This window comes from Aquabacterium humicola (assembly GCF_030167915.1).
Taxonomy (GTDB): Bacteria; Pseudomonadota; Gammaproteobacteria; order Burkholderiales; family Burkholderiaceae_C; genus Pseudaquabacterium; species Pseudaquabacterium humicola.
The window spans coordinates 451,543-476,761 of the sequence record NZ_JARGNB010000004.1 but is presented as its reverse complement, the minus strand read 5'-3'; the positions used below and the strand labels follow the sequence as shown (position 1 = coordinate 476,761).

Annotated in this window: 22 protein-coding genes; 6 read left to right on the top strand and 16 right to left on the bottom strand. The window is 71.4% G+C overall.

Features of this window, described 5'->3' with window-relative positions:
- Nucleotides 1-395: 395 nt before the first annotated feature.
- A complete protein-coding gene (locus tag P1K89_RS20950) occupies nucleotides 396-1,295 on the bottom strand; it encodes a ParB/RepB/Spo0J family partition protein (RefSeq protein WP_284618450.1) in 900 nt (299 codons plus the stop codon).
- Between the two features lie 12 nt (nucleotides 1,296-1,307).
- A complete protein-coding gene (locus P1K89_RS20945; protein ID WP_284618526.1) occupies nucleotides 1,308-1,856 on the bottom strand; it encodes an RBBP9/YdeN family alpha/beta hydrolase in 549 nt (182 codons plus the stop codon).
- Between the two features lie 54 nt (nucleotides 1,857-1,910).
- On the opposite strand from P1K89_RS20945, the gene argC reads away from it, so the two are divergent.
- Nucleotides 1,911-2,852, top strand: coding sequence for an N-acetyl-gamma-glutamyl-phosphate reductase (gene argC / locus P1K89_RS20940; protein WP_284618449.1), 942 nt, complete (start codon nucleotides 1,911-1,913; stop codon nucleotides 2,850-2,852).
- A gap of 49 nt (nucleotides 2,853-2,901) precedes the next feature.
- Here the strand turns inward: argC and P1K89_RS20935 are convergent, their stop codons facing one another.
- From P1K89_RS20935 to mnmG, 4 genes are all read right to left on the bottom strand, one after another.
- Nucleotides 2,902-3,687 (bottom strand): GNAT family N-acetyltransferase, encoded by a 786-nt coding sequence (locus P1K89_RS20935; protein ID WP_284618448.1) that lies wholly within the window; start codon nucleotides 3,685-3,687, stop codon nucleotides 2,902-2,904.
- The gene (locus P1K89_RS20930; protein WP_284618447.1) at nucleotides 3,687-4,460 is read right to left on the bottom strand and encodes a ParA family protein; all 774 of its coding nucleotides are present in this window, start codon (nucleotides 4,458-4,460) and stop codon (nucleotides 3,687-3,689) included. Before P1K89_RS20930 ends, P1K89_RS20935 begins: the two co-directional genes overlap by 1 nt.
- A gap of 63 nt (nucleotides 4,461-4,523) precedes the next feature.
- Nucleotides 4,524-5,228: a 16S rRNA (guanine(527)-N(7))-methyltransferase RsmG gene (gene rsmG / locus P1K89_RS20925; protein WP_284618446.1), complete on the bottom strand. Its 705-nt coding sequence runs from the start codon at nucleotides 5,226-5,228 to the stop codon at nucleotides 4,524-4,526.
- Nucleotides 5,218-7,212 (bottom strand): tRNA uridine-5-carboxymethylaminomethyl(34) synthesis enzyme MnmG, encoded by a 1,995-nt coding sequence (gene mnmG, locus P1K89_RS20920; protein ID WP_284618445.1) that lies wholly within the window; start codon nucleotides 7,210-7,212, stop codon nucleotides 5,218-5,220. Before mnmG ends, rsmG begins: the two co-directional genes overlap by 11 nt.
- A 123-nt stretch (nucleotides 7,213-7,335) precedes the next feature.
- Between mnmG and P1K89_RS20915 the strand changes: the two genes are divergently transcribed.
- Nucleotides 7,336-7,596, top strand: a complete 261-nt coding sequence (locus P1K89_RS20915) for a YkgJ family cysteine cluster protein (RefSeq protein WP_284618525.1) — start codon at nucleotides 7,336-7,338, stop codon at nucleotides 7,594-7,596.
- A 254-nt stretch (nucleotides 7,597-7,850) separates the two neighbouring features.
- On the opposite strand, the gene P1K89_RS20910 is transcribed toward P1K89_RS20915, so the two are convergent.
- Nucleotides 7,851-8,615 (bottom strand): helix-turn-helix transcriptional regulator, encoded by a 765-nt coding sequence (locus P1K89_RS20910; RefSeq protein ID WP_284618444.1) that lies wholly within the window; start codon nucleotides 8,613-8,615, stop codon nucleotides 7,851-7,853.
- A gap of 2 nt (nucleotides 8,616-8,617) precedes the next feature.
- Here P1K89_RS20910 and P1K89_RS33455 point away from each other — a divergent pair, with 2 nt between their 5' ends.
- Nucleotides 8,618-9,175, top strand: coding sequence for a DUF4902 domain-containing protein (locus P1K89_RS33455; RefSeq protein ID WP_501040107.1), 558 nt, complete (start codon nucleotides 8,618-8,620; stop codon nucleotides 9,173-9,175).
- Nucleotides 9,176-9,203: 28 nt separating this feature from the next.
- Here P1K89_RS33455 and P1K89_RS20900 read toward each other — a convergent pair whose 3' ends face one another.
- Genes P1K89_RS20900 through P1K89_RS20890 form a run of 3 tightly spaced genes read right to left on the bottom strand, consistent with a single transcriptional unit; the run spans nucleotide 9,204 to nucleotide 12,708 of the window.
- Nucleotides 9,204-10,370 (bottom strand): ABC transporter permease, encoded by a 1,167-nt coding sequence (locus tag P1K89_RS20900; protein WP_284618442.1) that lies wholly within the window; start codon nucleotides 10,368-10,370, stop codon nucleotides 9,204-9,206.
- Complete coding sequence (locus P1K89_RS20895; RefSeq protein WP_284618441.1) at nucleotides 10,367-11,230, bottom strand: ABC transporter ATP-binding protein; 864 nt, start codon at nucleotides 11,228-11,230, stop codon at nucleotides 10,367-10,369. Before P1K89_RS20895 ends, P1K89_RS20900 begins: the two co-directional genes overlap by 4 nt.
- Nucleotides 11,227-12,708: an alpha/beta fold hydrolase gene (locus P1K89_RS20890; protein ID WP_284618440.1), complete on the bottom strand. Its 1,482-nt coding sequence runs from the start codon at nucleotides 12,706-12,708 to the stop codon at nucleotides 11,227-11,229. Before P1K89_RS20890 ends, P1K89_RS20895 begins: the two co-directional genes overlap by 4 nt.
- Here P1K89_RS20890 and P1K89_RS20885 point away from each other — a divergent pair.
- On the top strand, nucleotides 12,707-15,025 hold the full coding sequence (locus P1K89_RS20885; RefSeq protein ID WP_284618439.1) for an acyltransferase family protein: 2,319 nt from the start codon (nucleotides 12,707-12,709) through the stop codon (nucleotides 15,023-15,025). The genes P1K89_RS20890 and P1K89_RS20885 overlap by 2 nt on opposite strands.
- Nucleotides 15,026-15,112: 87 nt before the next feature.
- The gene (gene gstA, locus P1K89_RS20880; protein ID WP_284618438.1) at nucleotides 15,113-15,721 is read left to right on the top strand and encodes a glutathione transferase GstA; all 609 of its coding nucleotides are present in this window, start codon (nucleotides 15,113-15,115) and stop codon (nucleotides 15,719-15,721) included.
- A 39-nt stretch (nucleotides 15,722-15,760) separates the two neighbouring features.
- On the opposite strand, the gene P1K89_RS20875 is transcribed toward gstA, so the two are convergent.
- The 6 genes from P1K89_RS20875 to P1K89_RS20850 all read right to left on the bottom strand — a co-directional run bounded on the left by P1K89_RS20875 (nucleotide 15,761) and on the right by P1K89_RS20850 (nucleotide 24,787).
- Nucleotides 15,761-17,344, bottom strand: coding sequence for a thioredoxin family protein (locus P1K89_RS20875; RefSeq protein WP_284618437.1), 1,584 nt, complete (start codon nucleotides 17,342-17,344; stop codon nucleotides 15,761-15,763).
- 114 nt (nucleotides 17,345-17,458) lie between these two features.
- Nucleotides 17,459-18,256 (bottom strand): hypothetical protein, encoded by a 798-nt coding sequence (locus P1K89_RS20870; protein ID WP_284618436.1) that lies wholly within the window; start codon nucleotides 18,254-18,256, stop codon nucleotides 17,459-17,461.
- Entirely contained in the window at nucleotides 18,253-19,374 is a 1,122-nt protein-coding gene (locus tag P1K89_RS20865) for an adenylate/guanylate cyclase domain-containing protein (RefSeq protein ID WP_284618435.1), read from the bottom strand. Before P1K89_RS20865 ends, P1K89_RS20870 begins: the two co-directional genes overlap by 4 nt.
- Nucleotides 19,371-19,763, bottom strand: coding sequence for a response regulator (locus tag P1K89_RS20860; RefSeq protein WP_284618434.1), 393 nt, complete (start codon nucleotides 19,761-19,763; stop codon nucleotides 19,371-19,373). Before P1K89_RS20860 ends, P1K89_RS20865 begins: the two co-directional genes overlap by 4 nt.
- Before the next feature lies 1 nt (nucleotide 19,764).
- Nucleotides 19,765-23,733 carry a GAF domain-containing protein gene (locus P1K89_RS20855; RefSeq protein ID WP_284618433.1) on the bottom strand — a complete coding sequence of 1,323 codons (3,969 nt, stop codon included), beginning with the start codon at nucleotides 23,731-23,733 and terminating at the stop codon, nucleotides 19,765-19,767.
- 100 nt (nucleotides 23,734-23,833) lie between these two features.
- Nucleotides 23,834-24,787 (bottom strand): ABC transporter substrate-binding protein, encoded by a 954-nt coding sequence (locus tag P1K89_RS20850; RefSeq protein WP_284618432.1) that lies wholly within the window; start codon nucleotides 24,785-24,787, stop codon nucleotides 23,834-23,836.
- A 271-nt stretch (nucleotides 24,788-25,058) separates the two neighbouring features.
- Here P1K89_RS20850 and P1K89_RS20845 point away from each other — a divergent pair, with 271 nt between their 5' ends.
- Nucleotides 25,059-25,199 (top strand): hypothetical protein, encoded by a 141-nt coding sequence (locus P1K89_RS20845; protein ID WP_284618431.1) that lies wholly within the window; start codon nucleotides 25,059-25,061, stop codon nucleotides 25,197-25,199.
- Nucleotides 25,200-25,219 lie beyond the last annotated feature (20 nt).

The window sequence follows — 25,219 nt, the reverse complement described above, 5'->3', positions numbered from 1 at the left end:
CTTAGGCGGACACAGCGCCGATGCAGGAGTGGCTCCCCATCGGCGTCGGGGAAGTTCTGATGAAGTCCCGGCTTCACGGGCCCAGGCTCCATCAGAGCTTTCCGGTCGGCTTCACGCCAGTGATCAGTTCAGTCGATGTCTCCAGCTTGGATCAGTCCCGGTTGCGGCGAGCGGCCGAGAAGACACCGTAAGACGGTGCTGTTCCCAACCTGCCCAGCAAGCGCCGCGCCAGGCTCGAGGTCCATCGTATACGTGCTTCAACGCCGGCGCATCGGGCTTCGCCGACAACCGCGCACGGCTTGCGAACATCATGCGCCCAAACGCGAAGTGATGCACGCCTGCGGACGCGCGCGCGCCACACCGAAGGACCGCGTGCCGCACCATGCCAGCGGCCCTCAGCGCTCCGGCGCGCCGAGCCGATCGAGCAGGCCGTTGAGCTCGTCGAACGACGCGAAGGCGATGACCACCTCGCCCTTCTCGCCGCGCGCGCCGCGTGCACCACGCGGATGCAGCCGTATCTCGACCTTCGCGGTCAGGGCATCGGCGAGCTGCTCTTCCAGGCGCAGCAGGTCGCGCGACTTGTCCTGCTTGACGCGCAGCAGCGTCTTCTGTCGGCCCGGCGCCTGCGCCTTGGCCGCCAGCTTCTCGGCCTCGCGCACCGACAGCTTCTTCGCGACGATCTCGTTCGCGTAGAGGATCTGCTCGGCCGCATCGAGCGGCAGCAAGGCGCGTGCATGGCCCATGTCGAGGTCGCCGGCCATCAGCATCTGCTGCACCTGTGCGCTGAGGTTCAGCAGGCGCAGCAGGTTCGTCGCCGCACTGCGCGAACGTCCGACCGCCTGCGCGGCCTGCTCGTGCGTCAGGTGGAACTCGTCGACGAGTCGCTGCAGGCCCTGCGCCTCTTCGAGCGGGTTGAGGTCCTCGCGCTGGATGTTCTCGATCAGCGCCATCACCGCGGCGGCTTCGTCGGGCACGTCCTTGACGAGCACCGGCACCTCGTCGAGCCCGGCGAGCTTCGCGGCACGGAAGCGGCGTTCGCCGGCGATGATCTCGTAGCCGTTGGCACCGACCGGGCGCACCAGGATCGGCTGCATCACGCCCTGGCTCTTGATGCTCTCCGCCAGCTCGTACAACGAGCCTTCGTCCATGCGGGTGCGCGGCTGGTACCTGCCGGCACGCAGCCGGGTCAGCGGCAGCGTGCTCGGCCGCGTGTCGGCGGTCGCCGATTCGCTGACCTTGGGGCCGAGCAGCGCTTCGAGGCCGAGGCCGAGGCCCTTGGGTTTCTTCGTGACCATGGAGCGGGATTGTCAGGCCAACGGCCGCGCCGCAAGACGCTGCAGAAGCCGCCAGCCTTCGGGCCAGTCGCCGAGGCCGCTGTCGCCGTTGATGTGGCCGCGCGGGCCGATGTGTTCGATCGTGCAGCCCCAGTCCGAGGCCATGCGCTCGCCGCGTTCTTGCGCGCAGTACGGATCGTCTTCGCTCAGCACCGCGATGGCGGGGAACGGCAGCGGCCGATTCGGGATCGGCCCCCAGGCCTGCAGTTGCGGCGGCATGTCCTCGCGCACGATGTCGGGCAGCGCGACGAGCAGCGCGCCGCGCACGCGATCGACGTGCCGCGAGTGCGTCGCCCACGCGGCGACGAGCTGGCAGCCCAGGCTGTGCGCGGCCAGCAGCGCGGGCCGGGCATCGGCCAGCAGCACCTCGTCGAGCCGCGCCATCCAGTCGCCGCGGCGCGGCCACCACCAGTCGTCCTGCTGCACACGCTCCGCGCCATGAAGCCGTTCCCAGCGGCTCTGCCAATGCGGCGGATCGGAATCCAGCCAACCCGGCAACAACAGCACCCGCATCGAATCCATCATCTTGGCCTTATCCTTCGGGTTCTCCCGCATCCACGATCCAGGACTGTAGCCATGACCCACCGCATCTTCGTCGACGGCCAGGAAGGCACGACGGGCCTGCGCATTCACGAGATGCTCGCGCGCCGCAACGATGTCGAGGTCCTGCGCATCGATGCCGACAAGCGCAAGGACGCGGCCGAACGCGCCCGCCTGCTGAACGCCGCCGATGTCGCGTTCCTCTGCCTGCCCGATGCCGCCGCGCGCGAAGCGGCCGCGCTGGTGAACAACCCCAGGACCTGCCTGATCGATGCCAGCACCGCGCACCGCACGGTGTCCGGCTGGGCGTTCGGCCTGCCGGAGCTGGCGGCCGAACAGCGCCAGCTCATCCGCGACAGCAAGCGCATCGCGAACCCGGGCTGCCATGCCAGCGCCTTCATCCTGCTGGTGCGGCCGCTGGTCGACGCCGGCCTGATCCCGGCGGACCTGCCGCTGACGGCGACCTCGATCACCGGCTACTCCGGCGGCGGCAAGAAGATGATCGAGCAGTACCAGGCCGGCGGTGATCCCGCGCTCGACGCGCCGCGGCCCTACGGGCTGGCGCTCGGCCACAAGCACCTGCCGGAGATGGTGGCCCACGCGCGCTTGACGAAGAAGCCGAACTTCATGCCGATCGTCGCCAATTTCTACAAGGGTTTGGCGGTGAGTGTGCCCTTGCACCTGTCGCAGCTGAAGCCGGGCACCGACGGCGCGCTGCTGCAGCGCACGCTGGCCGACCGCTACGCCGGCGAGCGCTTCGTCAAGGTGATGCCGCTGTCCGATCCGGCGACGCTGGAGAGTGGCTACTTCGACGTGCAGGCCTGCAACGACACCAACCGGGCCGACCTGTTCGTGTTCGCCAGCGCCGAGCAGGCGATCCTGATGGCGCGGCTCGACAACCTCGGCAAGGGCGCCAGTGGCGCCGCCGTGCAGTCGATGAACGTGCATCTGGGGCTGGACGAAGGCCTGGGGCTGTAGGTCCGGCCGGTTGCCCGCGGGCCTGCGGGCGGCGCCTTTCGGCGCCGGGTCAGTGCGCGTCGGCCTCCGGCGACCGGTAGTGGTAGCCGTACGCATCGGCAAAGCCGAGCCGCCGGTACACCGCCCGCGCGGCGTGGTTGGCCGCGTCGACCTGCAGGTAGGCCACCGCGGCCCCCCGTGCGCGCGCCATCGCCAGCAGGTTCTGGCACAGGCTGCGCGCCAGGCCGCGGCCGCGCTCGGCGGGATCGGTGAAGACATCGTAGATGCCGACGAGGCCGGCTTCGGCAGCCACCTGGCCGCAGGCGGCGACGCGGCCGTCCTCGCGGCGGCGCAGCACCCAGCCTTCGTAAGGCACCGGCGATTGCGCGAGGCGTTCGGCATGCGCGGCGCGCTGTGCAGCCGGCGAACCGCGCATCGCCCCGACCTGCTCGGCGAAGTCCGCTGCCGCGAGCCGCTCCATCGCGTAACCCGGCGGCAAAGGCACCGCGTCGACCGGCACCTCGCTCGACACCATCACCCGCGTGTCGTCGATGCGATGCATGCCGCGCGCTTCGAGCAGCGCGTCGAGGCCCTCCGGCCGCGAAAACGGCGTGATGCGCAGGAACAGCGGCAGGCCGGCGTCGCGGAACAGCGCCGCGCAAAGATCGAGCCGCTCGTCGACCGGCAGCCGGCCGTCGGCCACCGGCTGCACGCAGCGCGCGCGTTTGGCCTTGCCGGGCGACGTGCGCACCAGCCAGCCGTCGATCCAGCGTTGCTGCGGCGGCGCGCTGGCGTTGAGACCGGCGTCCTCGACGCGCGACAGCAAGCGTTCCGGCCAGGGAGTGTCGAAGCGCATCAGCGCAGCCCTTTCACCCGCTGCACCAGCTCGCGCGCGAAGTCGATGTAGGCCTGCGCGCCCTTGGAGGCGGGGTCGAACACGACGCCGGGCTGGCCGTAGCTGGGCGCTTCGGCCAGGCGCACGTTGCGCGGAATCACCGCGTCGAACACCTTGTCGCCGAAGTGCGCGCGCAGCTGGTCGCTGACCTGCTGCTGCAGCGTGATGCGCGGGTCGAACATCACCCGCAGCAGGCCGATGATCTGCAGGTCGCGGTTCAGGTTGGCGTGCACCTGCTTGATCGTATTGACGAGGTCGGACAGGCCTTCGAGCGCGAAGTACTCGCACTGCATCGGCACGATCACGCCGTGCGCGCTGCACAGGCCGTTCAGCGTCAGCAGGCTCAACGACGGCGGGCAGTCGATCAGCACGAAGTCGTAGTCGTCCTCGGTGCCGGCGAGCGCGCGGCGCAGGCGTTCGTTGCGGTGCTCCAGCGCGACCAGCTCGACCTCGGCGCCGGCCAGCTCGCGGTTGGCGCCGAGCACGTCATAGCCGCCCTTCTCCGAGCGCTGCCGCGCTTCGCCGATGGCCGCCGATTCGAGCAGCACGTCGTAGACCGACAGCGGCATCGCGCGCTTGTCGATGCCCGAGCCCATGGTCGCGTTGCCCTGCGGATCGAGGTCGATCACCAGCACACGCTGCTTGACCTGCGCCAGGCCGGCGGCCAGGTTCACCGTCGTCGTCGTCTTGCCGACGCCGCCCTTCTGGTTCGCGATGCAAAAGACTTTCGCCATGGGCGGAGTATCGCCGGAGGGGTCGCCGCGACGGCTTCGCGCAGGCGCCGGCGAACGCGTGGTTCAGCGCCCGCCGTGGGGCCGCAGCCACACGAGGCAGCGCTGCTCGGGCAGCCCAGGAACGCGCAGTGGTTCCACGTGAAACACCGACACACCGGGTCCCAGCGCCGCGGCTTCGTCGTCGGGCGCCCGGCCCTTCATCGCGAGCCAAACGCCATCCGGCGCAAGCTGCGTCCGGGACAGCGTCGTGAAGTCGACCAGCGATGCGAAGGCGCGCGAGACGATCACATCGAAGCGCGCGTCGGCCGGCAGCGCCTCGACGCGGCCATGCACCGAGCGCAGGTTCGGCAGCGCCAGTTCCCCGGCGACCTGGCGCACGAAACCAGCCTTCTTCGCGACCGCGTCGATGCAGGTCACCGACCAGTCGCCCTGCACGATCGCCAGCACGACCCCCGGCAGCCCGCCGCCGCTGCCGACGTCCAGGATGCGCAGCGGCCGGCCCTGGGCGTGGCGCCGCAGCGCCGGCAGCACCGCGAGGCAGTCGATCAGGTGGTGGCTCAGCATCTGCGCCGGATCGCGGAGGGCCGTCAGGTTGTAGACGCGGTTCCAGCGCTGCATCAGCGCAAGGTAGGCGATCAAGCGGTCGATCGCCGCCGGCTCCAGCGGAAGGCCGAGCTGCTGCGCCGCGCCGGCAATGGCCGCGCGGGCGGCGGCCTCGGGCGCGGCGGGGTCCGCCGAAGGCTCCAGGCCCATCGGTTCAGGCTGCATCACGGTCGCTGTCAGCCGGGGTCCGGCGCGGTTCGGCGAACCCGGCGAAACGACCGCGCTTCAGGTGCACCAGCAGCAGCGAAATCGCCGCCGGCGTCACGCCGGAGATGCGCGAGGCCTGGCCCAGTGTCTCGGGGCGGTGGCAGCTCAGCTTCTGACGCACCTCGAAGCTCAGCGCGGTGACCTGGCCGTAGTCCAGCTCGGCCGGCAGGCGCAGGTGCTCCAGGTTCGACGCGCGCTCGACTTCCTCGACCTGCTTGCCGATGTAGCCGGCGTACTTGGTCGCGATCTCGACCTGCTCGACCACCGCGTCGGCGAGCAACGGGTCCTGCAGCTCGATGCTCAAGGTTTCACGTGAAACACGGGCCTCGGGCCGGGCGATCGCCGCGATCGCGGCGACCGTGTCGAAACCGATCCCGGGCCGGCGCAGCAGGTCCGCCAGGTTGTACTCCCGCTCGATCGGCTTGCCCAGCAGCCGCTCGCCGTCCGCCGCCGGCAGGATGCCGGGATGCACCCAGGTCGACTTCAGGCGTTCCATCTCGCGCGCCACCGCGTCGCGCTTGCGGTTGAAGGCCGCCCACCGCACGTCGTCGACCAGACCGACCGTGCGGCCGAGCTCGGTCAGGCGGGCATCGGCGTTGTCCTCGCGCAGCTGCAGCCGGAACTCGGCGCGGCTGGTGAACATGCGGTACGGCTCGCTGACACCCTTGGTGATCAGGTCGTCGACCAGCACGCCCAGGTAGGCCTGGTCGCGCCGCAGCGTCATCGGCTCGCGGCCCTGCGCCTGCAGCGCGGCATTGACCCCGGCATACAGGCCCTGCGCCGCCGCTTCTTCGTAGCCGGTCGTGCCGTTGATCTGGCCGGCGAAGAACAGCCCGCCGATCGAACGCGTCTCGAAACTGGACTTCAGCGCCCGTGGATCGAAGTAGTCGTATTCGATCGCATAACCCGGCCGCAGGATGTGCGCGCGCTCCAGCCCCGGCATCGACTGCACCGCGGCGATCTGGATGTCGAACGGCAGCGAGGTCGAGATGCCGTTCGGGTAGAACTCGTTCGTCGTCAGCCCTTCCGGCTCCAGGAAGATCTGGTGCGAATCCTTGTCGGCGAAGCGGTTGACCTTGTCCTCGATGCTCGGGCAGTAGCGCGGGCCCACCCCCTCGATCACGCCGGTGAACATCGGGCTGCGGTCGAAGCCGGAGCGGATGATCTGATGCGTGCGCGCATTGGTGTGGGTGATCCAGCAGGGCACCTGGCGCGGATGCTGGGCGGCCGAGCCGAGGAAGCTGAACACCGGCACGGGATCCAGGTCGCCCGGCTGCTCGACCAGGCGGCTGAAATCGATGCTGCGCCCGTCGATGCGCGGCGGCGTGCCGGTCTTGAGGCGGCCCTGCGGCAGCTTCAGCTCCTTCAGCCGGGCCGACAGCGTCACCGCCGGCGGGTCGCCGGCACGGCCGGCGGCGTGGTTCTGCAAGCCGACGTGCACGCGGCCATCGAGGAAGGTGCCGGCGGTCAGCACCACCGTCTTCGCGCGGAAGCGGATGCCCACTTGCGTCACCGCGCCGGTCACCCGCTCGCCGCCGGCACCGTCGGATTCGACGACCAGGTCGTCGACCGCCTGCTGGAACAGCCACAGGTTCGGCTGGTTCTCGAGCCGATGGCGGATGGCTGCCTTGTAGAGGATGCGGTCGGCCTGCGCCCGCGTCGCGCGCACCGCCGGGCCCTTGGACGAGTTGAGGATGCGGAACTGGATGCCGGCTTCGTCGGTCGCCGCCGCCATCGCGCCGCCCAGCGCATCGACTTCCTTGACCAGGTGCCCCTTGCCGATGCCGCCGATCGACGGGTTGCAGCTCATCTGCCCCAGCGTCTCGATGTTGTGGCTCAGCAGCAGCGTGCGGCAGCCCATGCGGGCCGCGGCCAGCGCGGCCTCGGTGCCGGCATGGCCGCCGCCGACGACGATGACGTCAAAACTTTCGGGGTGCAGCACGATGGATGCGGCGGCGCGCGCCAAGGAGCGCGCCTGACCGTGTGGGGAATCGAACCGGCCATTGTAGAAATTCAGGCCGATTCGCGGGCGTCGCTCGTGCAATGGCCGCCTAACATGCGCGCGATGGAATGCCGGCCCCGCTGCGCCGCGTGCTGCATCGCGCCGTCGATCAGCTCGCCGATTCCCGGCATGCCCGACGGCAAGCCGGCCGGCGTGCCGTGCGTGCAGCTGGACGCACAAGGCCGCTGCCGGCTGTTCGGTCAGCCGCAGCGGCCCGCGGTGTGCGCCTCCCTCCAGCCGTCGCTGGAGATGTGTGGCGAGTCTCGGCAGCAGGCCATGCTCTGGTTGGCACGGCTCGACCGCCTGACCCGTCCGTCGTTGTAGTTTCCCTGAGCAGTCTTGTTGTCGTGGTGAAAAGGGCCCGTCCTGGTTCTACCAGCCGCCCTTCGGCGCCCACCAGCCACCCTTCGGTGACCACCCGCCCTTCGGCGACAGGCTCGACGCGTCAAGGGCATGGCTGGGTTTCATGGCGGACCTCGTGGGCTGGTTGAACACCCCACTCGGCGGGGCTGGGTGTCATTCCAGCCGGTCCGCCCTTCGCCGCCAATCTGTCAACTCTGACAGGTGATGCCCGGAGATCAGTGAATCAGCCCCAGTCGCAGCGCCTTCAGCACCGCCTGGTTCTTGTTGCGGCAGTCGAGCTTGCGCATCGAATTGCCGATGTGCAGCACCGCCGTTCGCTCGCTGATGCCGAGGATGCGGCCGACCTCCCAAGCGGTCTTGCCGGCCATGGTCCAGCTGAGCACCTCCACTTCCCGCCGCGTCAGGGACGGACGGTCGGGCTGCTGGCGCGAGGGCACCAGCAGGCGCATCGCGGCATCGAGGGCATACGCGGTGAACACCTGGATGTCCGACAGCAGGCGCTGGCGTTCACCGGCATCGATCGGCAGCGCGCCATCGCGGTCGATGCCCAGCATGAAATGGTGGCGCTCGGGCAGGTGCAGGGCCAGCGCGACGCCCGAGCGGTAGCCGAATCGGGCCTGCTCCTCCCAGAGCGGGCCCCGCCCGGCATCGACATAGGTCGACTGGTCCCAGGCGATAGGGATGCTGTAGGCCTTGCAGTACTGCATCACCGGATCGGCCTGCTGCAGGTCCGAGCTGTCGAAGACCGCGCGGTAGGCGGCCGGCGTGTTGTCGATGACGACGAACTCGCTGCGCTGCAACGCGACCGGCCGTTCGTCGCCCGCCTGCTCGGGGGCCGTGGCGGCCGGCGGCTCCGGATCGATCACCACCATCGCCGAGACGGTGTCGAAGCCCAGTTGCCGGGTCGTCCGCACGATCTCATCCCGGAACTCGTCGGGGGTTCGAGCCTGGAGCAGCGGCGAATAAAGCGCGGGCAACATTCGTGCGACATGCGCGGCGGACCGCGCCGGCAGGGCGCCGCCCTGCAAGGTTTGACAGATATCCAGCGCCGGCGGCTTGCCGAAAACTGTCCGGTAACCACCCGCTCAGGGAGATCGCCGTGACCGCACCCGCTGCCCCCTACTGCCCGACCTGGAGCCTGCACGCATGGAAACCCGTATTCTGTCGGTTGGACCGGATTTCCTCGCTGCGACTCCGGCATTTGGGCACAGAAGTCACGCAGCAACGTGACGTTTCTCAAAGGGCGCAGGCCGATCCGGGCACCTGGACCGGCGGCCTGACGATGTGGGCGGCCCACCTGCCCGACTGCGGCGATGTCGGACTGGCCTGGCAGTGGATGCTGGACGAGCGCCGCGGCGACGTGCTGCTGCGCGACCTGTTCGGCATCGTCACCAACCTGCGCCTGTGCACCGCCACCGACGAGGTGCTGCCCGCCTTCCACGCGATGCGCCACCACGGCGACCTGATCCGTGCGTTGCCGTGGACCGAGCGCGTGCTGCAAAGCTGCCATCCGGCGCCCGTCTGGGCCGTCGCGGCCTGAGCCGGATCCGCGCCCGGCGCGAGCCGGGTCAGCGCAACGCCGCGCCGCGCAGCTGGCGCGCGACGAAAGCCACGCACAGCGCAGTACCGACCGCCGCCACCAGCAACGGCGGCAGCAGGTCCATGCCGGTGATCAGCTCGCCCTTGAGCACCCGCGCCATCAGCGTGATCTGCGCCAGCGCCGGCACCCACAGGTGCCAGGCCTTCTCGCCTTCCTGGTTGAACAAGGTCACCAGCGGCAGCAGCGACACCACCAGGATCACCACCGTGTTGTTGGCCTGCGCCTCCTTGAAGGTCTTGCAGCGGATCGCCACCGCCATCAGCAGCGCCGACAGCATCGCCGCCAGCGGCAGCAGCAGCGCGACGAAGAGCGACGCCTCGCGCACGCCGAACTGGAACATCGCCGCCAGGGTCTCGCTGCGCAGCAGCCACTGCGCCGGCAGGAAGCTGAAGCTCGCCAGCAGCGCGATCAACATGCCGACCACCGCGACGGCGCCCCATTTGCCGAGCACCAGCGCACCGCGCGACGCCGGGTTCATCAGCAGCGGTTCCAGCGAGCCGCGCTCGCGCTCGCCGGCGGTCGTGTCCAGCGCCGCGTTCAGCGCACCGTAGAGCACCGCCATCAGCACGAAGAACGGCAGCAGGCCGCTGGTCAGCTGCGCGGCGCGGGCGCGGGGGTCGGCCAGGTCGCGCTCCTCGATCTGCACCGGCTGCAGCAGCGCCGGGGCGACGCCGCGCCAGGCCAGCCTCAGCAGCGCCTGCTCCTGCCCGAAACCCTGCAGCAGCCGCACGACCCGGCCCAGACCGCCCTGCGCGCGGGTATTGCCGCTGGCGCCGACCACCTCCACCAGCGGCGCCAGGCCCTGCGCCAGGTCCGCCTCGAAGCCCGGCGGCACGACGATCACCGGATCGCCGAAGGACTTGGACACCAGCGCGCGCTCGTAGTCGGCAGGCGCCGGCTTGACCACGAAGGTCTGGCGCTCGAGGTAGTTGCGCAGGCTCGGCGCGTGCTCGATGCCCACCGCGTAGACCTCGCGCGACTCCGCGCGCTGCTCGATGCCGGCGATCAGGAAGGACATCGCGACCAGGATCAGCGGCCCCATCGCCACCGACGACAACATCACCACCGCCAGCGTGCGGCGGTCGCGCAGGGCATCGACCAGTTCCTTGACGAACACGATCCACGCGAGCTTCATGTCTGCCCCTCGTCCGACGAGTACGTCGGCCGATCCCCCGCGGGGATGGCGGGCCGGCTTGGGGCGGCCCGGCGCTCGGCCCGCCCCGCGTGCACCCCGTCGCCGGCCCGTTCGGCCGGCTCGAACGCCAGCTGCACGAAGCAGGCCTCGAAGTCGTCGAGCCCGGTGCGCGCGAGCAGCTCGGCCACCGTGCCCTCGGCCACCGTGCGGCCGTGCGAGACGACGATCACGTGGTCGCACAGCCGCTCGACCTCCTGCATGATGTGCGTCGAGAAGACGATGCACTTGCCTTCCTCATCGCGCAGCCGGCGCAGCGCCTCGCGCAGGCTGCGGGTGGCGATCACGTCGAGGCCGTTGGTCGGCTCGTCGAGGATGATGTGCGAGGGGTCGTGCACCAGCGCGCGCGCCAGCGCGGTCTTCATGCGCTCGCCCTGGCTGAAGCCGTCGGTGCGGCGGTCGAGCAGCGCGCGCATCTCCAGCGTGTCGGCCAGCTGTTCCGCGCGGGCCTGCGCACGGTCGGCGTCCAGCCCGTGCAGGCGGCCGTAGTAGACGATGTTCTCGCGCGCCGTCAGCCGCGGGTACAGCCCGCGCGCGTCGGACAGCACGCCCATGCGCGCCAGCGCCGCCCGCGGCTGCGCGCCGACGTCGATGCCGTCGACGGTGATGCGGCCTTCGTCCGGCCGGATCAGCGCGGCGATCATGCGCAGCGTCGTCGTCTTGCCGGCGCCGTTGGGCCCCAGCAGCCCGGTGATGCGGCCGGCGGTGGCGCGAAAGCTCAGGCCCTGCACCGCCTGCACGGTGCGCGCATGCCGGCCGCGGCCCTGCACGAAGCGCTTCGCCAATCCCTGCACCTCGATCATCGTGTCTCCTGGGCCGCCGGGCCGCTCGCGCCGACCGGCACGAAGGCCGGCGGCCGCGGCAGGGTCGCGGCGCAGCCGGCGTCCACCTTCATCGCCTCGTCGTCGTTCGCGGCGTCGACGAAGCGCACCACCGCGTCGCGCACGCAGGCCAGCTGCAGCACGCCGTGGCCGGCCTCGGGCACCACCACATGCCGCGCCGTCGGCCCCAGCAGCTGCGCGACGCGTGCGCCATGGCGCGGCGGCGTCACCGGGTCGGCGCCGCCGGACAGCACCAGCACCGGCGCCGGCGCCGGGCCGATGCGGTAGAACTCCGCCGGCGGCGTGCCGCGCGGCCAGTCGGCACAGACGCGGCCGTACATCGCCGCGAAGGCGCCGCCGAAGTCGCGCCCTTCGCTGACCGCCACCGCCGGCGCCGCGGCCGACAGGTCCTCGCTGCAGACCACCGAGAAGTGCATCCCCGTCGCCATGTTCTCGCCCGCCGCCAGCGACGACGCCAGGCCGATCAGCGGCTCGAAGCGGCCGCCCGCCGCCGCATCGATCGCCGCCGGCAGGCCCGCCGCCAAGGTCGGCGCGTACAGCGGCCCGCGCACCGCGCCGAGCAGCATCGTGCGCGACAGTCGCACGGTTTCCGGCTGGCCGGTCAGCGGATGCTGGACGCTCACTTCGCGCGGCAGCGATGCCAGCAGCCGCTGCCACTGCGCGCGCAGGTCCGGATGGCGCCGGTGGCAGGCGGCGTCCTTCGCGCAGGCGTCGAACACTGCGTCGAACGCCGCCTGGTTGTCCTGCGAGAACGCCGTCGGCAGGCGCATGTCCGGCGGCGCGACGCCGTCGATCACCGCCCGCCGCACCTGCTGCGGGAACTGGCGCATGTATTCCAGCACCGCGCGCGTGCCGTACGAGCCGCCGATGGCATTGATCCGCGCGGCGCCGAGGGCCTGCCGCACCGCGTCGATGTCGGCCATCGCGATCGTCGTCGTGTACTTCGTCAGGTCGCCATGCGGCAGCTGCTGCAGCGCGCTGCGGCAGGCGGCGACGCGCCGCTCCAGGCGCGTTTCGTCGAACAGCTCGGCCAGCGGCCTCGACGGCTGGCGCTCGCCGTCGTCGGGGCACTTCAGCGGCGCGCTGTCGCCGGTGCCGCGCTGGTCGACGAAGACCAGGTCGCGCCGGTTGCCGAAGCGCGCGAAGCGCTTGGACAGCGGCCCGGCCAGCTGCACCGCGCTCTGCCCCGGTCCGCCGGCGAAGAAGAACACCGGGTCCGGCGCCTTGCGCCGCGCCAGCGCCGGCAGCACCGCGTAGTGCAGCGTGATCTGCGCGCCGTTCGGCTGCGCCGGGTCGAGCGGCCGCTGCAGCGCGCCGCACAGCGCTTCGTGCTCCACGCCTTTCAGGCGGCAGGCCTTCAGCGTGGCGGCCGGCGCCGACGACGCGGCGCAATACAGCACCAGACCGGCGCCAGCCAGCCACGACCATGCGGTTCCCATGGGCGCGATTCTGGCGCGCCGGCGGTCGGGCGGCGGCACGATCGGTCGAACTGCGGATTCTGTAACTCGAACGGCCGGTTTCTCGCCCTGGTTCGTGCATGCTCCTGACCTCGCGGATGAGCGGCCGTCGCTGCCCGGGCAGATCGAGGAGCCCGGTAACACGGCGAACGCCCAAGGGACGAGAGCAGGGAGGAACATGAACTATCAACGCCACATCGATGGCATTCGTGCGCTCGCGGTGCTGGCTGTGGTCGCGTACCACGCCGGTCCGGGGCTGCTGCCGGGCGGTTTCCTCGGCGTCGACGTGTTCTTCGCGATCTCCGGGTTCGTGGTGACCGCCGCGCTCAGCCAGCACCGAGACGAACGCCTCGGCCCCTTCCTGGCCGGCTTCTACAAGCGCCGCCTGACGCGCATCGTGCCCGCCGCGCTCGCCGTCCTGGCGCTGTCGTGCGTGGCGTGGGTGCTGCTGATTCCACGCTCGTGGCTGGGCGCCGAGGCCGAGCGGGTCGCGATGTTCGCCTTCGCCGGGCTCGCCAATGTCGCGCTGACGACCCAGGCTGACACCTACTTCTCGCCGCGCGCGGAATTCAGCCCCTTCACGCACACCTGGTCGCTCGGCGTCGAGGAGCAGTTCTACCTCGCGGCCCCGTTCCTGGTCTTCCTGGCGTTGCGGTCGCGGCGCTTCGCGATCCCGCTGCTCGGCGCGGCGTCGCTCGCCTCTCTCGCGTTGTGCGCCGCGTGGACGCAGACGGACCCGACGCGCGCCTTCTACGGCATCGCCAGCCGCTTCTGGGAACTGGCGGCCGGCGTGCTCTGGTACCTCTGCGTCTGGCATCAGCGGCCCGCCGCCGGCGCGCCGCTGCACCGGCGTGCCTGGGGCATCGCAGGCGCGCTGCTGCTCGGCGCGGCCGCGTTCTTTGCGAACCAGCGCACGGCGCCGTTCCCCTGGGCCGGCGCGGCCATCGCCGGCGCGCTGCTGCTCATCGGCTGGCCGGGCGCACGCCCCCAGGGCGTCGCTGCCGTGCTGAGCTCGGCGCCGCTGCAGTGGGCGGGCTTGCGGTCCTACGGCCTCTACCTCTGGCACTGGCCGATCTTCGTCATGATGCGCTGGACTTGGGGCATGGAGTCGGCGCTCGCGATCGCCTCGGCCATCGCGTTGTCCCTGCTCGCCGCCGCGGCGTCCTATCGCTTCGTCGAACAGCCGCTGCGCCGCAGCGAGCCTTGGCGCCGCCTGCCCGCGCTCGTCGCGACGCCGTGCATGATCACCGCCACCGCCGCCGTCGCGTTCGGCGCGCACACGCTGTTCGAGCAGCGGCACCGGCTGTCCCTGTCCGAGGTCGAGCGTCACGCGGTCGACTGGTACGCCGAGCACCACGACCCCACGTTGCGGGCACCCGCCTGCGGCCTGGCCGGCCCGCGCTACCGCAACCTGCCTGGCCAGTTCGTTGTCGAGCACCTGCCCTGTCCGCCCGAAGCGACGGGCGCCACGGCGGGCCGGCGCCTGTACGTGCTTGGCGACTCGCACGCCACGATGCTGCTGCCGATGCTGCAGCGGCTCGCCGTCGGCGAGTCCGTGCACGTCGTCACGCACCAGGTCCCCGGCTGCCAGTACGTCAACCTGCGCGAACCGATGTCGTCGGAGCAGCCGACGCGCTGCTCGAAGGAGGCCCGCATCGCGCTCGACGAAGTGCTGGCGCAGGCCCGGCCAGGCGATGTCGCGCTGCTGTCCTCGCTGCGGCTGCCGCGCTTCGGCAACCAGTGGGCCTTCGGGGACAGCGCGCCGGTGATCGCCCAGCATTTCAGCGGCGCCCAGGCCGCGGCGCGCGAGCGCTACGTCGTGGAGTCCGACGCCTGGATCAAGCCGCTCGTCGATCGAGGCCTGCACGTCGTGCTGTTCGCGCCCGCGCCGATCTTCAGGGCCCCGGCCTTCCGCTGCGTGGATCCGTGGACGGCCCGCAACCCGATCTGCAGCAACGGCCTCACCGAACGACGCGAAGAGGAGATCGCGTTCCGCGCGCCGATCCTGCAGGCCCTGGAAGCGATCCGCGCGCGCCACCCGGCGCAGCGCGTCAGCATCTTCGACCCCTTCGATGCCTTGTGCCCGGACGCGTGGTGCACGGCGATCACGGCGTCGCGACAGCCGCTGTACTTCGACGGCGACCACCTCAGTCGGTTCGGCAACGAACGCATCTACCCCGCGTTCCTGGCGCACTGGCGCACGCTGGCGCCGGCGCCCGTGCCGCCAGGCGGCGAACCCGTGCTGTCGGCGCTGGGCGCCACGCAGCGCACACGCCGTGCCGCGGACGGCCGCTCCTAACACGACCCGGCGAGGCGCACCGGGCAACATGGGTATTGGGGCCAGGGCTATCGTCCGAGCCCGTCAACGACAACCCCAGGAGGTGACATGAAGCTCTACTACAGCCCCGGCGCGTGTTCGCTGAGCCCGCACATCGTGCTGCGCGAGGCCGGCCTGCCGTTCCAGCCGGTGCTCGCGAGCACCAAGACGCACCAGCTCGCCGACGGCACCGACTACTACACCATCAACCCGAAGGGCTACGTGCCGCTGCTGGAGCTCGACGACGGCCAGCGCCTGACCGAAGGCCCGGCGATCGTGCAGTACATCGCCGACCAGGTGCCGGCGAAGCACCTCGCACCGGCCGCCGGCACGATGGCGCGCTACCGGCTGATCGAGTGGCTGAACTTCATCACCACCGAGCTGCACAAGACCTACTCGCCGCTGTTCAACCCGGCGATGCCGGAAGAGGCGAAGAACCTCTTCAAGGAGAAGCTGCGCGGCCGCTACGCCTACATCGACCAGCAGCTCGAAGGCAAGGACTACCTGATGGGCGAGCAGTTCTCGGTCGCCGACGCCTACCTCTTCACGGTGACCAACTGGGCCAAGCCGATCGGCCTGGACCTGAGCGCGTTCGAGCGCGTGCTGGCGTTCCAGAAGCGCGTCGCCGCGCGGCCGGCGGTGCAGGCCGCGCTGGAAGCGGAAGGTCTGAAGAAGTGAGCGACGCGGGCCGCGCCGGCGCGGCCCGCCCGCCGCCGGTCAAGCCGACGGTTTGACGGCCAGGCTCTTCGCCAGCGCGTCGCAGGTGGCGCGCTGCGCGTCGCTTGTATCGAGCTTGCCGCAGACGCCCTGCAGCTGCGCACGCAGCCGCTCAACCGCCGCGGCCTGCTTGCCGCCGGCGTTCCAGGCCACCAGCTTCACGCCGACGCGCTGCAGCGAGCGAGCGCTGCGCTCGTAGAACGCGCCCTTGTCCTGCGCGGCTTCGCTGAACAGCTGCGCCGCGGTCTTTTCGATGCGCGCCGCATCCTGCGGCGCCAGCTCGACCAGCGCGCTGAAGTACGACGCGCCCCATTGCAGCCGCGTCGCCGGGCCTTCGCTCTTGTCGAAGGCCTCCTGGTACCAGCGCAGCGCGTCGTCGGTGCGGCCGAGCTTGCGCGCGTTGCCGCCGAGCTGGCTCATCAGGTAGTAAGGCGAATGGCTCTTCGCGAGGTTGGCCTTCAGCAGCGCATCGCTGTCGGTCCACAGCCCCGCCTGGCCGAGCAGGTAGGCCGCCGAGGTGATCACGGCCTGCCGTTCGTAGCCGTCGGTGATCTCGCGGTCGTCGCGCGCCACGACGTCGCGCACGTCCTTCAGCAGCGCGGCGTCGAGCTTCGGCTGGCGCTCGTCCTTCGGCATCTCGATGCGCGCGAGGTCGACGCGGGCGATCAAAGCCGACATGCGATCGGCCCGCGACAGCGTCGCATCCGCCTGCAGGCGCTTCAGCGCGGCGTCGAATCCGGCGACCAGCTTCGTGCGTTCGGCGCCTTCATCCGGCGTCAGCGCGCGGGTGATGTCGGCGGCATCGTTGACCAGTGTCTCCATCTGCGCGCGGCTGGCGACCGGATCGGCCAGCAGCTTCGTCACCCGCGTGCGCAGCGCCGCATCGGCCTTCAGGCCCTTGCCGTCGTCGCTCGCGCCCAGCGCCTTCAGCAGCAGGCGCGTCGACGACTCGGTTTCCTTCGGCGGGCAGGCGGCGGCCAGCTGCGCCAGCAGCGCGGGCCGTTCGGCTTCGGGCACCAGCGTGTCCTGGTCGGTGTCCCACGAGTACATCGCCAGCGCGCGCCATTCGTTGGCCGTCAGCTTCTTGCCCGCCCGGGCATCGGCCAGCACCGCCTTGGTCGGCCGGCCTCCGGCGAGGCCCTGCTGCAGCAGCGCCATCACCTTCGGCGCGTCGGCTTCGCCGGGCAGGCGGGTGATCTCGACGCCGTCGGCGTTCATCAGGATCACCGTCGGGTAACCGCGCACCTTGAAGCGGCTGCCCAGCTTCTGCGCGCCGGGCAGGTCGCCGTCGACGAACACCGCGACGAAGTTCTTGCCCTGCGCAATGAAGTCCTGGCGGTTGAACAGCGTCGCCTTCAGCTGGTTGCACGGCGGGCACCACTTCGCGCCCCAGTACAGCAGCAGCGGCTTCTTCTCGGCCTTCGCCTGCGCGAACGCGGCATCGACCTCGGCATCCGCCGCGGCGGCGATCCACGCGACGCCCGGGCCGGGCAGGTTCGAGGGCGCGGCCGGCGCGCCGGTGGCCAGGCACAGCGCGGTGGACAGGACGGCGGCGCGGGCGACCAGGGTGAGGTGGCGACGCATCGGGGCTGAGCTCCTTCGTGGGAAGCGTGAAGAGCATCGATTGTGCGCTGCCACGCCCGACCCCGTTGCGCCTGCGGCCGGGAGGAAACCCGTGCCGCACGCTCCGTCACGCGGCTACAGCGCCGCCTGCGAATCGTCGTCGTGCGGCTCGGGCGTCGCGCGCGCCAGCGCCATCCAGATGCCGAAGGGCAACTTCAGCGCCCGCTGCGGCGCGGCGCGCTGCACGTCGAGCGCACCATCGGCGCGCTCGACCATCACGCCGTAGCACTCGGGCACGTCGCCGGCATCACCGATGCCCTCGGCCAGCACGTACCAGCACTGGCCGCCGATCTGCCGGTAGGCCTCGCCCTTGGTCGGCCTGCGCAGGTCGGCCAGCAGGTCGGCGCGGCGCACCTTGATCTCGTGCACCACCGGCTCGAGGTAGTCCTCCACCGTCGTGTGGCGGATCGAATAGACGTCCGGCATCGCCATCACCCAGGCCGCGGTCTCGCCCTCGCCGACCAGCGCACGCAGCGACAGCCCGCGCCAGACGATGCGCCCGCTGCGCTGCATCGCCCGCGCCACGCGGCCCACCAGCGCCTCGTGCGCATCACGCGCGCCACGGTTGCGCTCCAGCGTGCGCATCAGCAGCGCGATGCCGGCATCGGTGACGCGCATCGTCTCGCGGCCGTGGCCGTCACGCTCGCGCGCCAGCAGGCCGGCGGCCAGCAGCTCGAGCTCGACCACGTCCTGGAACGGCCAGCCGGCCGAACGCCACAGCTGGCGCAGCCGGCGCTGGTGCACGACGCCGATCGGCGTCTGGTGCATGTCGCCGATGGGCGTCTTGTGCACGACGCCGATCGGCGTCTGGTTCACGGGGTCGATCGCCGGCGCCCCCGACGTGACCGACAACGGCAGTTCGCCCGGTTTCACGCCGCCGACAGGATGCGAAAGGCCGGCACCGGGCGCTGGAAGCCCTTCAGCGTCAGCGCGCCGGCGGGCTCGGCGAGCAGGTCCACCTGACCGTCGAGCGCGCCGACCACCCGCTGCGAGGCCAGGATCTCGCCCCCCGCCGCTTCACCGCACAGCCGCGCCGCGAGGTTGGTGACGTTGCCGATCGCGCCGTAGTCGATGCGGCCCTCGAAGCCGATGCCGCCGATGGTGGCGAAACCCTGCGCGATGCCGATGCCCATCCTCAGCTCGTAGCCGCGGCGCTGCCAGCCGGCGCACAGCGCGTCCATCGCCTGCTGCATCGCCAGCGCCATGCGCGCGGCGCGCGGCGCGGGATCGGGAATGACTTGCGGGTCGTTGAAGAAGATCATCATGCCGTCGCCGGCGAAACGTTCCAGCGTGCCTTCGTGGGCCTGGATCAGCCGGCCCATCGCCGCATGGTATTCGCGCAGCACGCCCATCACTTCCTCGGGGTCGGCGGTCTCGGTGAAGGCGGTGAAGCCGCGCAGGTCGAGGAAGACGACGGTGATCTCGCGCCGATGGCTCTGCAGCGGATCGGCCGCGCCGCCGGCCAGGATGGCCTCGGCCAGCGCCGGCGAGAAGAAGCGCTTGAGGCGCCCGACCTGTTCCAGCTGCGCCGCCGCGTCGGCCACGCGCTGCTCCAACGTGCGGTTCCAGTCCGCCAGCTCGGCCCTCTGCCGCTGCACCTCGTCGTAGAGCGCCTTGATGCGCAGCAGCGAACGCACGCGCGCCAGCAGCTCGGCCTGCTGCACCGGCTTGCTGATGAAGTCGTCGGCGCCGGCCTCGAGCCCCTGCACACGTTCGCTCGCCGCATCGAGCGCCGTCACCAGCACCACCGGCAGCATCGCGTGGCGGCCATCGGCGCGCAGGCGCCGGCAGACGTCGTAGCCGCTCAGGCCCGGCATCATCACGTCCAGCAGCACGAGGTCCGGCGTCTCGTCCTCCAGCGCGGCGAGCGCCGCTTCGCCGGAGGCGGCCGTCGTCGTGCGGTAGCCCTTGGCCGACAGCAGGTCGGCGAGCAGCTTCGCGTTCTTCGCGATGTCGTCGACGACCAGGATGTGCGCCGGCCCGGCCTTCACGCCGATCCCCCTGGCGTTCGGCCGGCGGACAGGAAGCGGCCCACCGTCGCCAGGAAGGGCTTCAGCGAAATCGGCTTGGCGACGAAGGCATCGAAGCCGGACGCGGTGATGCGGTGCTGCTCCTCGGGCATCACCGAGGCCGAGATCGCCAGCACCGGCACCGCGTCCAGGCCCGGGTCCTCGCGCAAGCGGCGCAGCACGGTGATGCCGTCGATGTCCGGCAGCTGGATGTCCAGCAGCACGAGGTCCGGCCGCCGCTCGCCCAGCGCCAGCGCCAGGCCCTGCGTGCCGGTCGGCGCCTCCAGCACCTCGTGGCCCTGGTGGCGCAGCACGTCGCGCAGCAGCTTCAGGTTCTTCTCGTTGTCCTCGACGATCAGGATGCGGCTCATGTCAAGGCACCTCCGTGTCGTGCAGCGGCAGCGTGAAGCGGAAGGTCGAACCGGCGCCCGGCGCGCTGACCAGCGTGATCTCGCCGCCGTGCAGCTGGACGAAACGCCGCGCCAGCGCCAGGCCCAGGCCGCTGCCTTCGGCCTTGCGCAGGTAGTCGCCGCTGGCCTGGCGGAATTCCTCGAACACCTTGGCATGGTCCTCGGGCGCGATGCCGACGCCGCTGTCGGTCACCGCGATCTCGGCGACATCGCCGGCCCGCCGCGCGCGCATGCTGACCTGGCCGCCGGCCGGCGTGAACTTCACCGCGTTGGACAGCAGGTTCACCACCACCTGCTTGACCTTGCGCGCGTCGGCCACCCATTCCTGCAGGCCGTCGCCCACTTCGAGCGATAGCGCGAGGCCCTGGCGCGCGGCGCGTTCGCGCACCAGCGTCAGCGAATGCTCGAGCAGCAGGCCGAGGTCGAAGCGCGTGAGGTCCAGCTCCATGCGCCCGGCCTCGATCTTCGACAGGTCGAGCACGTCGTTGATCAGCGACAGCAGGTGCTGGCCCGACGAGTGGATGTCCTGCAGGTACTCGTCCTGCTTCTCGTTCAGATCGCCGAACAGGCGCTCCAGCAGCACCTCGGAGAAGCCGATCACCGCGTTCAGCGGCGTGCGCAGCTCGTGGCTCATGTTGGCGAGGAACTCGCTCTTGTGGCGGTTGGCCGCCTCGAGCTGGCGGTTCTTGTCCTCGATCTCGTGGAACAGGCGCACGTTCTCGATCGCGATCACCGCCTGGTCGGCGAAGGTCTTCACCAGGTCGATCTCGACCGCGGCGAAGGGCCGCACCTCGTTGCGCAACAGCGCGATGACGCCGATCGCCTCGTCCTCGCGCAGCATCGGCACCGCCAGCACGGTGCGGAAGCCGTAGCGCGCCTGCAGCTCGCGCACGGCCGGGTATTCGACGTCGATCAGCGGCAGCACGTCCGGCACATGCACGCAGCGGCGCTCGACGAATGCGCGCCCGCCGATCGACTGCCGGTCCAGCGGCAGCCACTCGCGCTCCGTCACGTCGCGGTAGGCCGCCCCGTAGCTCGTGGCCGCACGCAGCTGGCCGTTCTCGGCCAGCCAGACGCGGCTGCCCTCGGCGCGGCACAGCAGTCCGGAGCGCTCGGCCACCGTGTCGAGCACCGGCTGCACGTCGGTCGGCGAGCCGCTGATGACGCGCAGCACCTCGGCGGTGGCGGTCTGGCGGTCGAGCGCGTCGCGGATCTCGTGGAACAGCCTCACGTTCTCGATCGCGATCACCGCCTGGTCGGCGAAGGTCTGGGCCAGCGCGACCTGCGCGTCCTCGAACGGGCGCCCGCCGATCGAGTTGCTCAGCGCGATCACGCCGATCGGCTCGCCCTCGCGCAGCAGCGGCACCGCCAGCACGTTGCGGAAGCGGCCGAGCTCGACGAGGTCCCGGCGGCCGTACTCGGCATCGGCCTGCACGTCCTGCACGCACACCGGCTCGCGCTGCAGCAGCGCGCGGCCGACGATGCTGTCGCGGCCCGGCCGCATCGGCCGTTCGCGCAGCTGCGCCAGGTAGCGGGCCTGCTCGCCGGCATCGCGCTGCCAGCTCTGGTAGGCCGCGGGCAGGTAGGCGCCGCTGCCGTCCGGCCGGAACAGCACGGCCCCCTCGGCGCCGCACAGCCGGCACGCACTCTCCAGCAGCGTCTTCAGCACCGCGTCGAGGTCGAACGCGCTGCGGCTGATCAGCTTCAGCACGTCGGCGGTCGCGGTCTGGCGCTCCAGCGCCTCGCGCGTCTCGTGGAACAGCCGCACGTTCTCGATCGCGATCACCGCCTGGTCGGCGAAGGTCTGCGCCAGCGCGATCTGTTGCTCGCCGAAGTCGCCGGGCGTGCCGCGCAGCACGCCGATGCAGCCGATGGCCTGGCCTTCGCGCACCAGCGGCACGAAGAGCGCCGAGCGCCAGCGCGCATCCGCGGCCAGCTGCAGCGAGCCTGGATAACGCCCGATCAGCTCGTCCGGATGCCGGACGACGACCGCGCGGGACGTCAGCACGCAGTCGCCCGACGCGGTATTGCCATCCAGCGGCCATTCCCACACGCCTTCGGTCTCGATGTCCTGTGCCGGATCGGCGGCGAAAGCCACGCGCTTGAGCAGCCCGTGCTCGGGCAGCACCAGGATCGCGTTGCCGCCGAACAGCCGCTGGCAGCTGGCGACGATCGCATCGAACACCGGCTGCGTATCGTCGACCGAGCGGCTGATGACCTGCAGCACCTCGGCGGTCGCGGTCTGGCGCTCCAGCGCCTCGCGCGTCTCGTGGAACAGCCGCACGTTCTCGATCGCGATCACCGCCTGGTCGGCGAAGGTCTGCACCAGCTCGACCTGGCGCTGCGGCACGGTGCCCGGCTCGTTCCAGGCGACGACGATCGCGCCGACCGGCACGCCTTCCTTCAGCAGCGGCGCGCCCAGCATCTTGCGCCAGCCGCCCAGCCGCGACGACACCCTGTCGAACTGCTCGTCGGCCCACGAGTCCTCGACGACGACGACGCGCGACTGCAGGATCACGCGCCCGCTCATCAATGCCGGGTCGGGCGGCATCGGAAAGCGCTGGCGCATGTGCTCGACCACCTGCGGCGTCCAGTTGCGGTAGGCCGCCAGGTGCAGCTGCGTGCCGTCGAAGCGGAACACCGCCGCGGTCGCGCTGCCGAACAGGCGCATGCCGCTGTCGAGGATGGCCTCGAACACCGGCGCGGTGTCGCCCGGTGATTCGTTCATCACCCGCAGCACGCCGCTGATCGCCGTCTGGTAGTCCAGCGCTTCGCGCAGCTCGGCGGTGCGGGCGTCGACCGTGCGCTCCAGGCCGGCATACGACTCGGCCAGCCGCGCGCTCATGCGGTTGAACTGCTCGGCCAGCGCCTGCAGCTCGTCGCCGGTGTGCACGTCGATGCGCTGGTCGAGCTCGCCGGCGCCGATGCGCTGCGCGCCGGCATCGAGCACGCGGATCGGCCGCACCAGGCCGCGCGCCAGCAGCAGCGCGGCCAGCGCCGACAGCAGCAGCCCGCCCGCCAGCAGCGCCACGGTGCGCACGATGGCCGCGTCCAATCGGTGATAGACCTCGGAGGACGGCTGCTCGGCGAAGACGCGCCACTGCAGCGACTCGATCGGCGCCACCGCCGTCAGCACGCGGCGGCCCGCGAGGTTCACCGACTGCAGCGCGCCATCCGCCGGCGGCGCGGCGACGTGCGGCAGCGCGGCGAGGCTGGTCTTGCGCAGCACCAGGCCGATGTCCGGGTCGGCGACCAGGAAGCCCTGCGCATCGACGACGTAGGCCTTGCCCTCGCGGCCGACCTGGATGCGCGAGATCACGTCCCAGATGAACTTCAGGTTCAGCTCGGCCACCGTCACTGGCCCCTTGTCGCTGCTGCGCACGGCCACCGTCATGTAGGGCTCGGTCTCCTTGCGGAAGTACACCGGGCCGTACCACGGCCGGCCGCGGCCCGGCGCGGTGAAAGCGGCCTCGGCCGAGCGGTCGCGCCCGCCGCCGACGGTCTCCAGCGCCAGCCGCGACACGCTGACCTGCTCGCGCCCGGCCGCGTCCAGCCATGCCGCATCGGTGACCTCGGGCTGCTGGCGCAGCAGCTTGATCAGCTCGATGCGGCGCAGCTCGTGGTCGTCGGCATCGAGCTGTGGCAGCGCGGCCAGCCCGAGCTGGCGCGTGACCTGGCCGATGTACTGCTCGATGCGCGCCGCGGCGCCCACCGCCTTCTCGTGCTGCAGGTCCGCCAGCGCAGCGCGTGTCTCCTGGTACGAGAAGACCAGCCCGATCGCGCCCGACGCCAGCAGCGAAACGCTGACCAGCGTCAGCATCAGCAGCAGGTACTTGCGGAAGAGGCGACCGTGGTAGCGGTTGGCGACGGGCGCGGGTGGTTCGTCCGCCGCGGCCGGGCCGACGTCGGCGATCGGCTCGCGCGCGGTCACCGCTCGCCCCTCACCGCATCACCTCGTCCGCGTCGGCCAGCGGCGGCCGACGCCGCGCCGACCACGCCGGCGACGCTGCCCGGCAGCCACGCCCGCCGCTTCATTCCAGCACCTCGTCGGCCGCCAGCAGCAGCGGGCGCGGCACGGTGATGCCGAGCGCGCGCGCCGCCTTCAGGTTGATCACCAGCACCAGCTTGTTCGCGCGCTCGAACGGCATCTCGGCCGGCTTCGCGCCCTTGAGGATCTGGTCGGCCAGCACCGCGCCGCGGCTGAACACTTCGATGAAGTCCGCCTGGTACGACGCCAGGCCACCGCCGTGCAGGTAGTCGCGGCCGCCCCACACCGACGGCAGCCGGTACTGGTTGCACAGCTCGGCGATGCGCCCCTTGTGCATGAAGATCATCGGATCGGCGAGCACCATCACCGCCTCGGCGCGGCCGCGCCTGAAAGCCTCGAAGGCGTCGCCGAACTGCTCCGGCGTGGTGGCCAGCGCCACCTGGGTCTGCAGCCCGAGCGGCTCGCCGAAGCGCCGCAGGGCGCGTTCCAGCGGCTCCTGCTTCGCGCTGGCAGTGTTGCCGAGCACGCCCACGCGCTGCGCCCCCGGCAGCAGGGCCTTGATCAGCTCCAGCCGCTTGGCCAGCAGCTCGGCCCCCCACGAGCTGATGCCGGTGATGTTGCCGCCGGGCCGCGCGAAGGTCTTCGCGAAACCGAGCTCCACCGGGTCGTCGACTGCCAGCGCCAGGATCGGCACGGTCGTCGTCGCCTGCTGCAGCGCGCGCGTCGGCGCGTTGGCCGTCGACACCAGCAGGTCCGGCTGCCAGCGCAGCAGTTCGTCGGCGAGCGGCGCCAGGCGGTCGGCGCGGCCTTCGGCGAAGCGGAACTCGATCACGTGGTCGCGACCCTCGACGCGGCCGAGCGCGCGCAAGCCTTCGCGGAAGGGCCGGATGAGGTGGCGCTGGATCGACTCGTCGGGCGACATCCCGCCGTTGAGGAAGCCGATGCGCTGCGGCCGCGGCTGCGCGCCGATGCGCGGCGCGAACAGGACGGCGGCCATCGCGCCGAGCGCGCGGCGTCTCGCAGGACTTCGCGGTTCCGCCATCGTCCCTCCCACGTCGGAGGATCCGGAGATTCGGGCCCGGCCGCGACGCCCGCCGCGACCTGCGTGCATTGAACCACCGTTGCCCGCGCCGCGGCAGCCCCGGGCGGTGTTGCTTTCGCACTGCGCCCGCGTGCGGTCGGTCACAGGCGCGCGGTGAACCACGAGCCTGGGCGGCGGGGCGGCGCGCGCCTAGTCTTGTGGCATGACCAACCCAGGAGACCGCGACATGTCCGCAGCCGAGCTGTCCGTGTGCCCGCCCCCCGCCGACGACGTGCCGGCGCTGCTGCGCGCGGTGCTGCGCCACGTCGCCTACACCAGCGCGCTGCTGCTGCTGCTGGCCTTCGCCGGCGCGCTGCTGGCGCACTGAAGCGCCCGGCGCCCGCGACG

Coding starts and splice junctions, on each gene's coding strand:
- P1K89_RS20910 (WP_284618444.1), bottom strand. CDS start 8,615: ATGTTGCCCGCGCTTTATTCGCCGCTGCTCCAGGCTCGAACCCCCGAC.
- P1K89_RS20850 (WP_284618432.1), bottom strand. CDS start 24,787: ATGGCCGCCGTCCTGTTCGCGCCGCGCATCGGCGCGCAGCCGCGGCCG.
- gstA (WP_284618438.1), top strand. CDS start 15,113: ATGAAGCTCTACTACAGCCCCGGCGCGTGTTCGCTGAGCCCGCACATC.
- P1K89_RS20885 (WP_284618439.1), top strand. CDS start 12,707: ATGGGCGCGATTCTGGCGCGCCGGCGGTCGGGCGGCGGCACGATCGGT.
- argC (WP_284618449.1), top strand. CDS start 1,911: ATGACCCACCGCATCTTCGTCGACGGCCAGGAAGGCACGACGGGCCTG.
- P1K89_RS20845 (WP_284618431.1), top strand. CDS start 25,059: ATGTCCGCAGCCGAGCTGTCCGTGTGCCCGCCCCCCGCCGACGACGTG.
- P1K89_RS20945 (WP_284618526.1), bottom strand. CDS start 1,856: ATGGATTCGATGCGGGTGCTGTTGTTGCCGGGTTGGCTGGATTCCGAT.
- rsmG (WP_284618446.1), bottom strand. CDS start 5,228: ATGCAGCCTGAACCGATGGGCCTGGAGCCTTCGGCGGACCCCGCCGCG.
- P1K89_RS20895 (WP_284618441.1), bottom strand. CDS start 11,230: ATGATCGAGGTGCAGGGATTGGCGAAGCGCTTCGTGCAGGGCCGCGGC.
- P1K89_RS20930 (WP_284618447.1), bottom strand. CDS start 4,460: ATGGCGAAAGTCTTTTGCATCGCGAACCAGAAGGGCGGCGTCGGCAAG.
- P1K89_RS20915 (WP_284618525.1), top strand. CDS start 7,336: ATGGAATGCCGGCCCCGCTGCGCCGCGTGCTGCATCGCGCCGTCGATC.
- P1K89_RS20935 (WP_284618448.1), bottom strand. CDS start 3,687: ATGCGCTTCGACACTCCCTGGCCGGAACGCTTGCTGTCGCGCGTCGAG.
- P1K89_RS20890 (WP_284618440.1), bottom strand. CDS start 12,708: ATGGGAACCGCATGGTCGTGGCTGGCTGGCGCCGGTCTGGTGCTGTAT.
- P1K89_RS20875 (WP_284618437.1), bottom strand. CDS start 17,344: ATGCGTCGCCACCTCACCCTGGTCGCCCGCGCCGCCGTCCTGTCCACC.
- P1K89_RS20860 (WP_284618434.1), bottom strand. CDS start 19,763: ATGAGCCGCATCCTGATCGTCGAGGACAACGAGAAGAACCTGAAGCTG.
- P1K89_RS20950 (WP_284618450.1), bottom strand. CDS start 1,295: ATGGTCACGAAGAAACCCAAGGGCCTCGGCCTCGGCCTCGAAGCGCTG.
- P1K89_RS20900 (WP_284618442.1), bottom strand. CDS start 10,370: ATGAAGCTCGCGTGGATCGTGTTCGTCAAGGAACTGGTCGATGCCCTG.